Annotated in this window: 13 protein-coding genes; 3 read left to right on the forward strand and 10 right to left on the reverse strand. The window is 61.9% G+C overall.

Annotated elements, in window-relative coordinates; translation table 11 throughout:
• Window positions 1–11 precede the first annotated feature (11 nt).
• The 10 genes from VGP39_RS01090 to pqqA form a co-directional block, all read right to left on the reverse strand.
• Window positions 12–1,067 (reverse strand): 2-oxoacid:ferredoxin oxidoreductase subunit beta, encoded by a 1,056-nt coding sequence (locus tag VGP39_RS01090; protein ID WP_327566288.1) that lies wholly within the window; start codon window positions 1,065–1,067, stop codon window positions 12–14.
• Window positions 1,068–1,194: 127 nt separating this feature from the next.
• A complete protein-coding gene (locus VGP39_RS01095; protein WP_327566261.1) occupies window positions 1,195–3,045 on the reverse strand; it encodes a 2-oxoacid:acceptor oxidoreductase subunit alpha in 1,851 nt (616 codons plus the stop codon).
• The gene (locus tag VGP39_RS01100; protein WP_327566262.1) at window positions 3,015–4,814 is read right to left on the reverse strand and encodes an FAD-dependent oxidoreductase; all 1,800 of its coding nucleotides are present in this window, start codon (window positions 4,812–4,814) and stop codon (window positions 3,015–3,017) included. Before VGP39_RS01100 ends, VGP39_RS01095 begins: the two co-directional genes overlap by 31 nt.
• 242 nt (window positions 4,815–5,056) lie before the next feature.
• The gene (locus tag VGP39_RS01105; protein WP_327566263.1) at window positions 5,057–5,743 is read right to left on the reverse strand and encodes a hypothetical protein; all 687 of its coding nucleotides are present in this window, start codon (window positions 5,741–5,743) and stop codon (window positions 5,057–5,059) included.
• Window positions 5,744–5,887: 144 nt separating this feature from the next.
• Complete coding sequence (pip, locus tag VGP39_RS01110; protein WP_327566264.1) at window positions 5,888–6,883, reverse strand: prolyl aminopeptidase; 996 nt, start codon at window positions 6,881–6,883, stop codon at window positions 5,888–5,890.
• Window positions 6,873–8,081 carry a pyrroloquinoline quinone biosynthesis protein PqqE gene (gene pqqE / locus VGP39_RS01115; RefSeq protein ID WP_327566265.1) on the reverse strand — a complete coding sequence of 403 codons (1,209 nt, stop codon included), beginning with the start codon at window positions 8,079–8,081 and terminating at the stop codon, window positions 6,873–6,875. Before pqqE ends, pip begins: the two co-directional genes overlap by 11 nt.
• Window positions 8,078–8,395: a pyrroloquinoline quinone biosynthesis peptide chaperone PqqD gene (gene pqqD / locus VGP39_RS01120; protein ID WP_327566266.1), complete on the reverse strand. Its 318-nt coding sequence runs from the start codon at window positions 8,393–8,395 to the stop codon at window positions 8,078–8,080. The genes pqqE and pqqD overlap by 4 nt, the downstream gene beginning before the upstream one ends.
• A 235-nt stretch (window positions 8,396–8,630) precedes the next feature.
• Window positions 8,631–9,395, reverse strand: a complete 765-nt coding sequence (gene pqqC, locus VGP39_RS01125; protein ID WP_327566267.1) for a pyrroloquinoline-quinone synthase PqqC — start codon at window positions 9,393–9,395, stop codon at window positions 8,631–8,633.
• A complete protein-coding gene (gene pqqB, locus VGP39_RS01130) occupies window positions 9,392–10,321 on the reverse strand; it encodes a pyrroloquinoline quinone biosynthesis protein PqqB (RefSeq protein WP_327566268.1) in 930 nt (309 codons plus the stop codon). Before pqqB ends, pqqC begins: the two co-directional genes overlap by 4 nt.
• A 131-nt stretch (window positions 10,322–10,452) precedes the next feature.
• Complete coding sequence (pqqA, locus tag VGP39_RS01135) at window positions 10,453–10,533, reverse strand: pyrroloquinoline quinone precursor peptide PqqA (protein ID WP_072824652.1); 81 nt, start codon at window positions 10,531–10,533, stop codon at window positions 10,453–10,455.
• 289 nt (window positions 10,534–10,822) lie between these two features.
• Here pqqA and VGP39_RS01140 point away from each other — a divergent pair, with 289 nt between their 5' ends.
• The 3 genes from VGP39_RS01140 to VGP39_RS01150 all read left to right on the forward strand — a co-directional run bounded on the left by VGP39_RS01140 (window position 10,823) and on the right by VGP39_RS01150 (window position 13,274).
• Window positions 10,823–11,080, forward strand: coding sequence for a DUF6894 family protein (locus VGP39_RS01140; RefSeq protein ID WP_327566289.1), 258 nt, complete (start codon window positions 10,823–10,825; stop codon window positions 11,078–11,080).
• 193 nt (window positions 11,081–11,273) lie between these two features.
• On the forward strand, window positions 11,274–12,557 hold the full coding sequence (locus tag VGP39_RS01145; RefSeq protein WP_327566269.1) for a PQQ-dependent sugar dehydrogenase: 1,284 nt from the start codon (window positions 11,274–11,276) through the stop codon (window positions 12,555–12,557).
• Window positions 12,558–12,707: 150 nt separating this feature from the next.
• A complete protein-coding gene (locus tag VGP39_RS01150) occupies window positions 12,708–13,274 on the forward strand; it encodes a c-type cytochrome (RefSeq protein ID WP_327566270.1) in 567 nt (188 codons plus the stop codon).
• Window positions 13,275–13,312 lie beyond the last annotated feature (38 nt).

The raw sequence follows: 13,312 nt of genomic DNA on the forward strand, positions 1-13,312 counted from the left end.
TGTTGACGCCTTTAACGCAGGCTTGCGTTGAACTTTTCCAGCGCTGTGGAGCCGGGGCAGAGCGCCTTCTCGTCCAGCTGGTTCAGCGGCGTGTCCACAGTGTCGAGATGAGCGTGCAAGTCTTCCGCCTCGGGGTCGACATAGAGCAGCCCGGTCACCACCTGGCCCTTGGCGGCGTGCTTTTGCAAAAAGGCCATCGCCGCGAGGCGATCGTGCGCCTCGTAGTCCGCATCGAGCTTGCGCAACGCCAGCCTGGTGCCGTCGTGCTGCTCGACGATCTGCACCGAACCCGGGGCGTAGTCGACCGTGATCGGCTCGCGGCCCGTGATAACGTCGAGCCGGTTGACGGCATCGTTGTGCTCGCGCACGTAATCAAAACTCTTGGTCGAGCCGGCGTGGTTGTTGAAGGCGACGCATGGGCTGATCACGTCGATGAAGGACGCGCCCTTGTGCCGGATCGCGGCCTCGATCAGCGGCACCAGCTGGGCCTTGTCGCCGGAAAAGCTGCGCGCCACGAAAGTCGCGCCGAGCTGCAGCGCGATCGCCACCAGATCGATGGCGCTGTCGGTATTCATTATGCCTTTCTTGGATTTCGAGCCGCGGTCGGCGGTGGCGGAGAACTGTCCCTTGGTGAGGCCGTAGACGCCGTTGTTCTCGACGATGTAGGTCATATTGACGCCGCGCCGGATCGAATGCGCGAACTGGCCGAAGCCGATCGAGGCCGAGTCGCCGTCGCCGGAGACGCCGAGATAGATCAGATCGCGGTTGGCCAGGTTGGCGCCGGTCAGCACCGACGGCATGCGGCCATGCACCGAATTGAAGCCGTGCGAATTGCCGAGGAAATAGTCCGGCGTTTTCGAGGAGCAGCCGATGCCGGAAATCTTGGCGACGCGATGCGGCTCGATCGACAGATGAAAGCAGGCTTCGATGATCGACGCGGTGATGGAGTCGTGGCCGCAGCCGGCGCACAGCGTCGAGACCTTGCCCTCGTAGTCGCGATGGGTATAGCCGAGTTCGTTCTTCGGCAGGCCCGGATGCTGGAATTTCGGTTTTGCGATGTAGGTCATGATGTCACCTGATATCGGTATCTCGTCATGCCCGGGCTTGTCCCGGGCATCCATGTCTTCCTTTGCGGCCAAGACGTGGATGGCCGGGACAAGCCCGGCCATGACAGCGGATAGATAGAGCCCTTCATCACGACACCGCCTTCCGCTGGAGCGGCGTCACCTTCAACTGATCCTGATGGTCGCCGATGGCCCCGGCGATGAAGCGCGCGGTGATCGGGGTGCCGTCATAGTGCAGGATCGGCACCAGCCGCACCGGGTCGATGCCGTTTTCGTTGACGATCAACGAGCGAAGCTGCGCATCGCGGTTCTGTTCGACCACATAGACAAAATCATGTTCGGCAAGGAAGCTTGCGACGCTGGAATGGAACGGGAAGGCGCGAATCCGCAGGCGATCGAGCTGGTGCCCGCGCGCCTCAAGCAGCCCGATCGCCTCGTCCATCGCCGGCGAGGTCGAGCCGTAATAGATCACGCCGTATTTGGTCGGTTTCTGCGCATTGGCCTGCAGCGGCCGCGGCACCATGTCCTGCGCGGTTTCGAATTTGCGCAGCAGCCGCTGCATGTTGTCGGCGTAGACCGCGCCTTCCTCGGAATAGCGCGCGTAGCGGTCCCGGGAAGTGCCGCGGGTGAAGTACGAGCCCTTGGTCGGGTGCGCGCCGGGATAGGTGCGGAACGGGATGCCGTCGCCATCGACGTCGAGATAACGTCCGAAATCGCGGCCGTCGTCGAGCATTTCCGCGGTCATCACCTTGCCGCGGTCGTATTGCCGCGCGTCGTCCCACTTCAGCGGGCGGCAAAGCCGGTGGTTCATGCCGATGTCGAGGTCGAGCATCACGAAGATCGTGGTCTGCAGCCGCTCGGCGAGATCGAACGACTGCGCCGCGAATTCGAAGGCTTCGGCCGGGTCTTCCGGAAACAGCAGCACGTGCTTGGTGTCGCCGTGCGAAGCATAGGCGCAGGCGGTCACGTCGCACTGCTGGGTGCGGGTCGGCATGCCCGTTGAAGGGCCGGCGCGCTGCACGTTCATGATGACCGCGGGAATTTCGGCGAAGTAGGACAGGCCGATGAATTCCGTCATCAGCGAGATGCCGGGTCCGGAAGTAGCGGTGAAGGCGCGGGCGCCATTCCATGAAGCGCCGATCACGATGCCGATCGAGGCGAGTTCGTCCTCGCCCTGGACGATGGCGTATTTCGCCTTCCCGGTTTCCGGATCGTGCCGCAGCTTCTTGCAATGGCTGGTGAAGGCGTCGGCCAGCGACGATGACGGCGTGATCGGATACCATGCGCAGACGGTGGCGCCGCCATAGACCGCGCCAAGCGCGGCCGCGCTGTTGCCCTCGATGAAAATGCGGTCGCCGACCTTGTCGGATTTCTTGATACGCAGGCCAATCGGGCATTTCAGGTTCTGCAGCGCCCAGTCGCGGCCGAGATGCAGCGCATGGACGTTGGAGGGGAGCAGCTTCTCCTTGCCCTTGTACTGCTCGCCGATCAGCTGCTCGATGATCTTCGGATCCATGTCGATCAGCGCGCATAGCGCGCCGAGATAGATGATGTTCTTGAACAGCTGGCGCTGGCGCGGATCGGTGTAGGTCGAGTTGGTGATGGCGGTCAGCGGCACGCCGATCACCGTGATGTCGGCGCGGAATTTCGAGGTCGGCATCGGCTTGGTCGAGTCGTAGAACAGGTAGCCCCCGGGCTCGATCGAGGCGACGTCCTTGTCCCAGGTCTGCGGGTTCATTGCCACCATCAGATCGACGCCGCCGCGCGCGCCGAGATGGCCATCCTCGGTCACGCGCACTTCGTACCAGGTCGGCAGGCCCTGGATATTGGACGGGAAGATGTTGCGTGGGCTGACCGGCACGCCGTGGCGCAGGATCGAACGGGCAAACAGCTCGTTGGCGCTCGCAGAGCCCGAGCCGTTGACGTTGGCGAAGCGGACGACGAAGTCGTTTACGCTGCTGATCGGGCTTTGGACGGGCATGATGTATCCGCGTGAACCATGTCGATGAGATATTTTTGCATGTCCCAGGCGCCGGTCGGGCAGCGCTCGGCACACAGGCCGCAATGCAGGCAGACGTCTTCGTCCTTTACCATCACGCGCCCGGTCTTGAGGCTGTCGGCGACATAGAGGTCCTGATCGGTACGCGGCGAGGGCGCCTTCAGCCGTTGCCGCAGATCGGCTTCCTCGCCATTTTCCGTGAAGGTAATGCAGTCCATCGGACAGATGTCGACGCAAGCGTCGCATTCGATGCACAAGGGGGCAGCGAACACGGTCTGGATGTCGCAGTTCAGGCAGCGCTGCGCCTCGCCCAGCGCGAGCTTGACGTCGTAGCCGAGTTCGACTTCGGCACGGATGTCCTTCAGCGCGATCACCTTGTCGCGGTGCGGCACCTTGAAGCGCTTGTCGCCGGAAATGTCGTTGTCGTAGCTCCACTCGTGGATGCCCATCTTCTGCGACGAGATTTGCACGTCGGGAAGCGGACGCTCGGTGATGTCCTCGCCGGAGAGAAGCTTGTGGATCGACAGCGCGGCGTCGTGGCCGTGCGCTACCGCCCAGATGATGTTTTTCGGGCCGAACGCGGCGTCGCCGCCGAAGAACACTTTTGGGTGGCTCGATGCCATCGTGGTTTTGTCGACCACCGGCATGTTCGATTTGTCGAATTCGATGCCGCAGTCGCGCTCGATCCAGGGAAAGGCGTTCTCCTGGCCGACGGCCACCAGCACGTCGTCGCAGGCAATGGTCTGGTCCGGTTCGCCCGACGGCACCAGATTGCGCCGGCCCTTGGCATCGTACTCGGCCTTCACCTTCTCGAAGATGACGCCGGTGAGCTTGCCGTTGTCGTGCGTGAAAGCCTTCGGCACCATGAAATTGAGGATCGGGATATCTTCGTGCAGCGCGTCCTCCTTCTCCCACGGAGACGCCTTCATTTCCTCGAAGCCCGAGCGGACGATCACTTTCACGTCCTCACCGCCGAGGCGGCGTGCGGTGCGGCAGCAGTCCATTGCGGTATTGCCGCCGCCCAGAACGATAACGCGCTTGCCGATCTTCTCGACATGGCCGAACGACACGCTGGAAAGCCAGTCGATACCGATGTGAATATTTTTCGCGGCTTCCTTGCGGCCGGGAATGTCAAGCTCACGGCCGCGCGGCGCGCCTGAGCCGACGAAAATCGCGTCGTAATTTTCTCCGAGCAGTTTCTTCAGGCTGGCGATGCGATGGCCGCCCTTGAAATCGATGCCGAGGTTGAGGATGTAATCGGTTTCCTCGTCGATCACCGAATCCGGCAGCCGGAATTTCGGAATCTGCGTCCGCATCATCCCGCCCGCCTTCGGATCGGAATCGAACACCGTGCAGTGATAGCCGAGCGGCGCGAGATCGCGGGCGACGGTGAGCGAAGCGGGGCCGCCGCCGACGAGGGCGATGCGCCTGCCGTTTTTCGCTGACGGCCGCGGCATGCGATGCTTGACGTCATCCTTGAAATCGGCGGCGACGCGCTTCAGCCGGCAGATCGCAACCGGCGTTTCCTCGACGCGGCCGCGGCGGCACGCGGGCTCGCATGGACGGTCGCAGGTGCGGCCGAGGATTCCCGGAAACACATTCGATTTCCAGTTGATCATGTAGGCGTCGCTATAGCGGCCTTCGGCGATCAATCGGATGTACTCGGGCACGGGCGTATGCGCGGGGCAGGCCCATTGGCAGTCGACAACTTTGTGAAAGTAATCGGGTGCCGAAATATCAGTCGGTTTCATTCCTACCTTGTCCGCGCGGGCGTGACGGTCGACGCGGCCTTTGATGTTTCCCTGCGAACGCTCATGGCGGCGTTCTTGTTGTTTCTCAGATATATCATGGGCTTAATGAATCGGCGCCATTCAATATGATTGGGGCCGCAGTTAAAAGCCATTTTTACTTAATTGTCATTCGCCATTGGTCTGGAACCCCAGCTTTAAATGCCCATGCTGTTCATGTGGCAGTGCAATATATGTCTGATATTTCACGTGCTGGGTTCAGTCGGGATGTCGCTCTTGGCCAGATCCCACATCAGATTGTAGATGCTCGTTGAGATCACGGTTGCAGGGTTGAACCCTGCGCTATCGGCGAAGCGCGCTGCAACAATCGCCGAGACGGCGCTCACATGCGTCCCGTCGATCAGGACGTACCAATCGCCGGCGCCCGGGCTGACGGCCGAAGGCACGTCGTTGATCGGTCTGGAAAGCCTGGAATCGCTTTCGATCAGATGCATGGAAATGATTCCGTCGAGCCCAGCCGGATCGAGTTGATCCGTCAGCATCGCGCGCAACGTGTCCTTGCCTTCGGCAGAGGGGCGGAGGCGGACGATGCCCAGCGCCGCGCCGCGGCCCTGGCCACGGCTGATGGTGATATGAGCGACGGCGCGGATCATGTTTTTGAAACGCGCCATGGTCGTTTTCGACCAAGGGGTGGGATTGGCCAGTACGGTGCGATAGGCCGCGCTGTCCAGCACCGCAAAGGTTTCGGTGGAATAGAGGCAGAGGTATTTCGGGCTGGCTGCATGCGCGACGTAACGTCGCGCCTCGAGAAAACCGTCGATCGCGACGCGCTCCTCGAGATGCTCGCCATCGTACCAGAGATTGAATTCGCGCTCGTCGGCGGGATCGACGTCCATCGACGTCAGCAGCATTCCCTTTCCGGCCAAAGGCATTTTCCCGAATCTCCTTGCTCAACCGTCATCTGAGGTGCTCGCCGTCTTCGGCGAGCCTCGAAGGATGGCCACGGCGCGCCTGCTTCCATCCTTCGAGACGCCGCGCAATCGCGCGGCTCCTCAGGATGACGGTTTTGCGCGTTGCTACAAGCCCCTGCCTGGGTTGGAGGCGAGATCGGCGATCGCCTTCATCACCGCGTCCCTGACGCCGGGATCGTACAGCGAGTGGCCGGCGCCTTCGAGGATCCGAACTTCCGCGTCCGGCCAGACGGCTGCGAGCGCATGCGAGGTCGATGGCGGGCACAGAAAATCATAGCGGCCCTGCACGATGATGCCCGGGATTCCCGTTAGCTTTCCGGCTTGCGCCATCAGCTGACCTAGTTTCATGAAGCAATCATTCCGGAAATAATGCGCTTCCATGAAAGGCGTTGCGGGCAGCGCCCGCGTCGACTTCAGCGACGCCAAATCAAGCCGCATTCGTGAAGGCGCATGTTCGGATAGGATCCGCTCGGTGTCATGCCATGCGCGGGCGGCCGGGCCATGCACGGCAGGATCGGGGTCGAGGATGCGTCGCCAATAGGCGTCGAGCGGGTGTTCAAGTTCCGCCGCAGGCAACAAGCCGAGGAAATCGTCGCTCAGTCCGGGATGGAAACGGGGCAGGTTTTGCAGAAAGGCCTGCTCCAGCTCCGTGCGGGTGCCGAGAAACGTCGCGCGCAGCACGACACCACTGGTTCGCGCCGGATGAGCTTCCGCATAGGCCAGCGCCAGCGTTGCACCCCACGAACCGCCGACGATCATCCAGCGCTTGAAGCCCAGGCTCTCGCGGATCGTTTCCATGTCCGCGATCAGGTGAGGCAGTGTATTGGCTTCAAGACGTCCTTTCGGACCGCTTCGCCCGGCGCCGCGCTGATCGAACAGAACGACATGAAAGCGCTCGGGATCGAACAGCCGCCGGTGGTCCGGCTGGCACCCGCTGCCGGGGCCGCCATGCAGGTAGACGGCGGCAATGCCGTCGGCCCGGCCGACGGTTTCGACATAGATCTCGTGCCCGTCGCTTACCGGCAGAAGCCGGCTTGTCAGCGGTGCAAACGGATCGGAGCGGCTGCTTCTGAATTTTCCCGCATCGGCGTCAGGCGCCATCTTTGCCGCCCGTCTCCAGCGTGCCGCCGGCGAAATTGCGATAGATGAAACGGCCGTTGCCGGCCGCCGCCTCGGATTCGGCGACCTTGAAAATCTGCTCGTGCATCGGCGACAGCGTGCAGGCCGGATCCGTATTGCCGGCGTCGCCGGTCAGCGCAAAGGCCTGGCAGCGGCAGCCGCCGAAATCGATCTCCTTGAATTCGCAGCTGCGGCACGGCTCCGGCATCCAGCCGGTTCCGCGATAGCGGTTGAAGGCCTCGGAGTTCTGCCAGATCCAGGCGATCGAATGATTTGACCGCACCGAGAGGAATTCGAGGCCGGTGATGGTCTCGGCGGCGTGACAGGGCAGGATCTTGCCGGACGGCGAGATGTTGAAGAACTGCCGTCCCCAGCCGCCCATGCATTTCTTCGGCCTCAGCGCGTAATAATCCGGCACTACATAGTCGATCGCCAGGATGCCCTTCAGCCTGATCGCGGCTTCCTCGACAATGCGGCTGGTTTCCTCGATCTGCTGCAGCGTCGGCATCAGCGCGGCGCGGTTCTTCAGCGCCCATCCGTAATATTGCACATTGGCGACCTCCAGCCGGTCGGCGTCGAGATCGACCGCCATCTGGATGATATCGGAAAGCTGGTGCAGGTTTTGCCGGTGCATCACCGCATTGACGGTCAGCGGCAGATCGAGTTCGCGCGTCCAGCGTGCGACTTCGATCTTCTTCTCATGTGAATTCTTCAGCCCGGCGACGCGATCGGCGACAACGGGCTCATTGCCCTGAAAACTGATCTGGACGTGGCACAGGCCGGCATCGGCCAGCGCCTTGAGTTTCTCTTTGCTCAGCAGCACGGCCGAGGTGATCAGGTTGGAATACAGCCCGACATCGCTGGCGTGCTGCACCAGTTCAACCAGATCCTTGCGCGCGGTCGGCTCGCCGCCGGAAAAATGAATCTGCAGCACGCCGATTTCGGCAAGTTCGGTCAGAACCTTTTTCCACTCCTCGGTGGTGAGTTCGCAGCCGCCGCGCTCCAGTTCCACCGGATTGGAGCAATACGGACATTGCAGCGGACAGCGATGTGTCAACTCGGCCAGCACCGCGAGCGGAATGCCAAAGCTCTCCGCGGTCGAGCCGCGCTGCTCCATGATCGCCAGCCCGTCGGACGGATCGGCAACGACGGGGCTGGCATCGGTGAGCGTCGGGCTCATGACGTCTTCTCCCGTGCCTCGGTCAAAAATCCCTTGTCGGCGAGGTCCTGCAGCATGGCAATGACGTCGGCGCCGATCGCCGCGCGCTCGGCCGTATATTTGGCGGCGAGCTGGTCGATCATTTGCGCGACGTTGCGTGCGCCGTCGCAAAGCTGCAGGATTTCGACCGCGGTTTCATCCGGCGCGAGCACGCGCTCCGGCGCCAGGATCACCCAGCGCTGCCGCGTCTCATCGAACTTCAGCCTGGCATGCCGCGGCAAGATCGGCCGGCTGGCCTCGCTGACGCTGATATTGCGGCTACGCGGCTCTGACATCGCTCCGCCTCCAGAGCGTGACGAATTCGGGTTGAAGCGGATCGCGCTCACCTCTCCCCGCGGGGGAGAGGTCGACGCGCATCGCCAGATGCGCGGCGGGTGAGGAGACCCTCCACGCATTCAGGACCTGCGGCAGCCCCTCACCCGGATTGCATCTGACGATGCAATCCGACCTCTCCCCTGCGGGGAGAGGTGACCTGCACGTCATGGCGCTTCGTCTTAACATCATCATGATCTAGTTCGCCGCAGGCACGAAAGCGCCCGGCGGGATGTGGCCGTCGACATAGGCATGATACAGCGCGTCGAGCTGAACCCATAGCACGTTGGTCTTGAAGATCAGCGCATTGCACACCGCTTCGCGCTCCGCCGGCGTCGTCGCATGCTCTTTCACATATTTCAGCGCGAAATTGGCGTCGCGCGGCGCCTGTTCCATGCGCCGGCTGAAATAGCGCATGATGTCCGGGTTGACGAAACCGTAGTGCTTCAACATGCCCGAAATCCGCTCTTCATGCAGGTTGGGCGCGAACAGCTCGGTCAGCGACGAGGCGATGGCTTCGAGCGGGGTCTTGTCACGGACGAAATGCACATAGGCGTCCACCGCAAAACGCGTCGCCGGCAGAATGCCTTCGGCGGATTCCACATAAGCATTGTCGAGCCCGAGCCCTTCGGTCAGCTTCAGCCAGCGCTCGATCCCGCCCTCGGTGCCGATATTGCCGTCATGGTCCTCGATGCGGTGCCGCCACTCGAGCCTGATGCCGCGGTCGCGGAACCGCGAAATCACCACGGCGTCCTTGATGGGTATCGTGCTCTGGTAATAATAGCGGTTCAGCGCCCAGGCCTGCACCTGTCCCTTGTTCAGCTTGCCGCCGTGCAGCAGATGGTGGAACGGATGCAGGCTGTGATAGCGCGTCGCGCCGATATGGCGCAGTTGTGCTTCGAGTTGTTCCGCACTTTGCAGCGGAGCGCTTGCGGCAAGTGAGAAGTCTGTCTTCGCATTCACAGCGTGATCTCCGTCCCATCGGCGGGAATCTGCCAGCCGGCGCGCTCGGCGGTCTTGCGTTCGGCAGAATCCTGCAGCAGCGCCGGGTTGGAATTATTGATATGCAAAAAAATCTTGTTGTCGATGCCAAGGTCGGCCAGGGCCGCGATCGCGCCGTTTTCTCCCGACATCGCAATATGTCCCATCGCCTGCCCGGTCTTGGCGCCGAGGCCCGCCGCGATCAGTTCGTCATCGCGCCACACCGTGCCGTCGAAGAACACCAGCGACGCGCCGGCGAGGCGCCGTTTCAGTTCGGGCGTCACTTCCGCGCAGGCGGCAAGAAAATAAAAATACTTGCCGCTCGTCTTATCCCCGATGCGAAGCCCAAGCGTATCACCCACGCCGTCGTCTCCTGCGGGATGGGTTTTCCCTTCCAGGTACCAGGCCCCCTTGCCGGGTACTACGAAAGCCAGAATTTCGATTCCCGAGGGCGAGCCGTCCGGCAATACCGGCTCGAATGCCTCATCAATGGCAACGGGCTGACGCCGCACGTTGATCTCGCTGAGCACGTTGAAGATGCTGTTGGCTTTCAGGATCGCAAGCACGCGCGGATGAGCGTAGATCGCAAACGGTGATCCTTCGCGCATCGACAGCAGCCCTGCGACCGCATCGACCTCGCTGTTGGTCAGGATCACGCCGGCAATCGGGCTGTGTCGCAACTGTCCCGCTTTCGGATGAAGCTGCGGCGTCGCGATCAACTGCTGTCGCAAGTCGGGCGAAGCGTTGATCAGGAACCAGTGCTCCCCGTCAGCGCTGAGCGCAATCGATGCCTGCGTGCTTCTAAGCCCGGGATGCCCGGTGCGCGCCGCCGTGCAAACCGCGCAGCCGCAATTCCATTGCGGAACGCCGCCGCCTGCCGCGGCTCCCAGAACGACGATGCGAAGCATGACGCGTCTCCGGGAGGCTTTCCAAGCATTTCGGAGGCGGCCGCCGACATTGCGCTCCGTCCCCATATCGGGCACGTCGCCGCAAGCTGCGGTCCACCTCCGTCTAAAAAAGCTCTAGCTATCGCAGGCGCTTATTTGCGGGCCGCGCAGGCATACATGTTGATTTCCATGCCAACCGGCACTTCGACGATCTTCGGCGTCTTCCAGGACATTTCATTCTCCTTCACGAGCGGGACGGTTTTCGCCCTCGATATAAGGTAATGCCGTTATAAAAGTTCGCTAGCATTATTTTGCCGCGGTTTCGTGTTGCAATGCAAAACGCGATCGCGACGTTTGGCGGGACAGGCCGTAAAGTATTGGCCGATCAACGACTTCCGTCTTGCTGCCGCAAAGTTCAGGTTGCACCGCGTTTCGGCGAGGGCGAGAATTAAACAATAAAGTACTTTTGTGCCATCGCCTGACCCCTCGGGACCGGCCGGCCTGACAGATGTGATGGCATCGATGCCGCGATATTTCTTCAACACGCGTATCGGCAATGAGCTGATCCTCGACCCGGAGGGCGAAGAACTTCGCGATCCCGATCATGCATGGAATGTGGCGCGGACAACGATCCGGGAAATCCTGAAAACCGAAGGCGGGCAGGCGGGTCTGCTCAACGCTACCCTGGAAGTCACCGACGATGACGGGGAGATAGTGCTGGAATTTCCCTTTGCCGAAGCGATCATCGACCCTTCGGAGGATTCCGAGACCAGACACTGACGGGATATTTCCATGCCTCGATAGCGTTTTGCCGTTGCCGGGCAACATCGCCAGGGCGAGTGCATTTCTGTCAGACGGCCATGATGTTTCCGATTGCGCAGCGGCGGTAAAATATTGGAGACTGCGGATCAGGAAGACCACTGCCGCTCGCTCAAGGCGCGGATAAGGTCTTCCACTCAAGGGAGGATTCAAGATGATCTACTCGTCCGCACGCCGCGCATTGCTCGCGGGTGCTTTTCTCAGTGCGTTTACGCTCGGCGCTGCGGCGCAGCAGCCTGCCGCTCCGGCTCCGGCTGCGTCACCTGCACCGGCTGCGGCACCGGCCGCCGCGCCGCTTCCGCCGGGTTCTCCCTTGATCGGACGACCCGCCGACAATGAAGCCGCAGCCAAGCTCGCGCCGATAGCAGCCCCTCCGATCGCAGCCGCCCCCGACAAGCTGCCGACGGCGAAGCTCAAGCTGCCGCCGGGCTTCAACATCGAGGTCTACTCGGCCGGCATCGCGTTGGCCCGTTCGCTGGCGGAAGGCGACAAGGGCACGGTATTCGTCGGCAGCCGGCAGTCGGACAAGGTCCATGCCATCGTCAACAAGGACGGCAAGCGGTCGGTCAAGGTTCTGGCTTCAGGCCTTCATCGGCCCAACGGCGTCGCCTTCAAGAACGGCACGCTCTACATCGCCGAACTCTCCAAGGTCTCCAAGGTCGACAAGGTCGAGGACAACCTCGACAACGCGAAGCTGACCATGATCTACGACGACCTGCCGAAGGACGAAGCCCACGGCTGGAAGTTCATCGCCATCGGACCGGACAACAAGCTGTACGTGCCGGTTGGACAGCCCGGCAACAACGTGCTGCATAGCGATGCCCATGGTCTGATTCGCCGGATGAATCTGGACGGCAGCGGCTCCGAGGTCATCGCGCGCGGCGTGCGCAATACCGTCGGCTTCGACTGGCATCCGGAAAACAAGCAGCTCTACTTCACCGATAACGGACGCGACTGGCTGTCGGAGAGCATGCCGGAAGACGAACTCAACCGCATCACCAAGGTTGGCGAGCATTTCGGCGAACCCTATTGTCACCAGGGCAATCTGCTCGATACCGACTTTGGCTGGGGCAAATCCTGCGGCGACTACACGGCGCCGGTCGGCTTGCTCGGTCCGCATTCCGCCGCGCTGGGCATGCGGTTCTACACCGGCAGCATGTTCCCGAAAGCCTACAAGAATACCATCTTCATCGCGCGGCGCGGTTCGTGGAACAGGTCCCAGAAAGTTGGCGGCGATGTTGTCGTCGTCAAGTTGAACAAGGATGGCACGATGAAGTCGATGGAGCCGTTCATCACCGGCTTCATTGAAAACAACAACTACATCGGCCGGCCGGTCGATGTGATGCAGATGAAGGACGGCTCGCTGCTGGTGTCGGACGACTACAACGGCGCGGTGTACCGCGTCACCTACGGCAAGCAGAAAGTCGCGGCGCAGTAGGTAGTCAAGAGCGCGTCATTGCGAGCCAACGGGTCGGCGCGAAGCGCCGCCCGATGACAGGCTCCGCGAAGCAATCCAGAGAGCCACGAAGAAAGACTGGATTGCTTCGTCGCTTCACTCCTCGCAATGACAAAGCGCCGGGATCGACCGATGCAAAAAATAATAACGGCCGCGGCGTTCGTTCTTTTTGCCATACCCGCAAATGCCGAAACGTTCGAAGAACGCATGGCGCCGTGCCTTGCCTGTCACGGCGAGAAGGGACAGTCCGAAACCGAGAACACGCCCTCGCTCGGTGCGCAGCCGGCGCCCTATGCGCTGATCCAGCTGTTCATGTTCCGCGACAAGCTGCGCGTGTCCGAGCCGATGAACGAGATGGCAAAGCCGCTCACCGACGAGGATCTGCGCACATTTTCCGATTTTATCGCCAAATTGCCGAAGCCGGCGCCGCCCGCCAATACCGGCGATCCCGCGCGGATGGCGCGCGCGCAGGCGCTGGCGCAACAGCATCGCTGCAACAGCTGCCACAACCCGGATTATTCCGGCAAAGACAATGTCCCGCGCATCGCCAACCAGCGCGAGGACTATCTCGCCAAGACGCTGGGCGAATACAAGGACAACAGCCGCCACGGCTATGACGGCAGCATGGCGGACGTGATGGGGCCGGTCACGGCAGAGCAGATCGCCGATCTGGCGTATTTTATCGCCCGGGTGCGCTGAGCCCTTCGTCTATGGCCAGCGCTGGCGCTGCGATCGGC

Origin of the sequence: Bradyrhizobium sp., assembly GCF_036009065.1 — a bacterium.
Lineage (GTDB): Bacteria > Pseudomonadota > Alphaproteobacteria > Rhizobiales > Xanthobacteraceae > Bradyrhizobium.

Bases quoted from the DNA above. Each gene is read 5' to 3' on its own strand.
- VGP39_RS01105 (WP_327566263.1), bottom strand. From the start codon at position 5,743: ATGCCTTTGGCCGGAAAGGGAATGCTGCTGACGTCGATGGACGTCGAT.
- pqqD (WP_327566266.1), bottom strand. From the start codon at position 8,395: ATGTCAGAGCCGCGTAGCCGCAATATCAGCGTCAGCGAGGCCAGCCGG.
- pqqB (WP_327566268.1), bottom strand. From the start codon at position 10,321: ATGCTTCGCATCGTCGTTCTGGGAGCCGCGGCAGGCGGCGGCGTTCCG.
- VGP39_RS01150 (WP_327566270.1), top strand. From the start codon at position 12,708: ATGCAAAAAATAATAACGGCCGCGGCGTTCGTTCTTTTTGCCATACCC.
- VGP39_RS01090 (WP_327566288.1), bottom strand. From the start codon at position 1,067: ATGACCTACATCGCAAAACCGAAATTCCAGCATCCGGGCCTGCCGAAG.
- pip (WP_327566264.1), bottom strand. From the start codon at position 6,883: ATGGCGCCTGACGCCGATGCGGGAAAATTCAGAAGCAGCCGCTCCGAT.
- VGP39_RS01145 (WP_327566269.1), top strand. From the start codon at position 11,274: ATGATCTACTCGTCCGCACGCCGCGCATTGCTCGCGGGTGCTTTTCTC.
- pqqA (WP_072824652.1), bottom strand. From the start codon at position 10,533: ATGTCCTGGAAGACGCCGAAGATCGTCGAAGTGCCGGTTGGCATGGAA.
- VGP39_RS01095 (WP_327566261.1), bottom strand. From the start codon at position 3,045: ATGCCCGTCCAAAGCCCGATCAGCAGCGTAAACGACTTCGTCGTCCGC.
- VGP39_RS01140 (WP_327566289.1), top strand. From the start codon at position 10,823: ATGCCGCGATATTTCTTCAACACGCGTATCGGCAATGAGCTGATCCTC.
- pqqE (WP_327566265.1), bottom strand. From the start codon at position 8,081: ATGAGCCCGACGCTCACCGATGCCAGCCCCGTCGTTGCCGATCCGTCC.
- VGP39_RS01100 (WP_327566262.1), bottom strand. From the start codon at position 4,814: ATGAAACCGACTGATATTTCGGCACCCGATTACTTTCACAAAGTTGTC.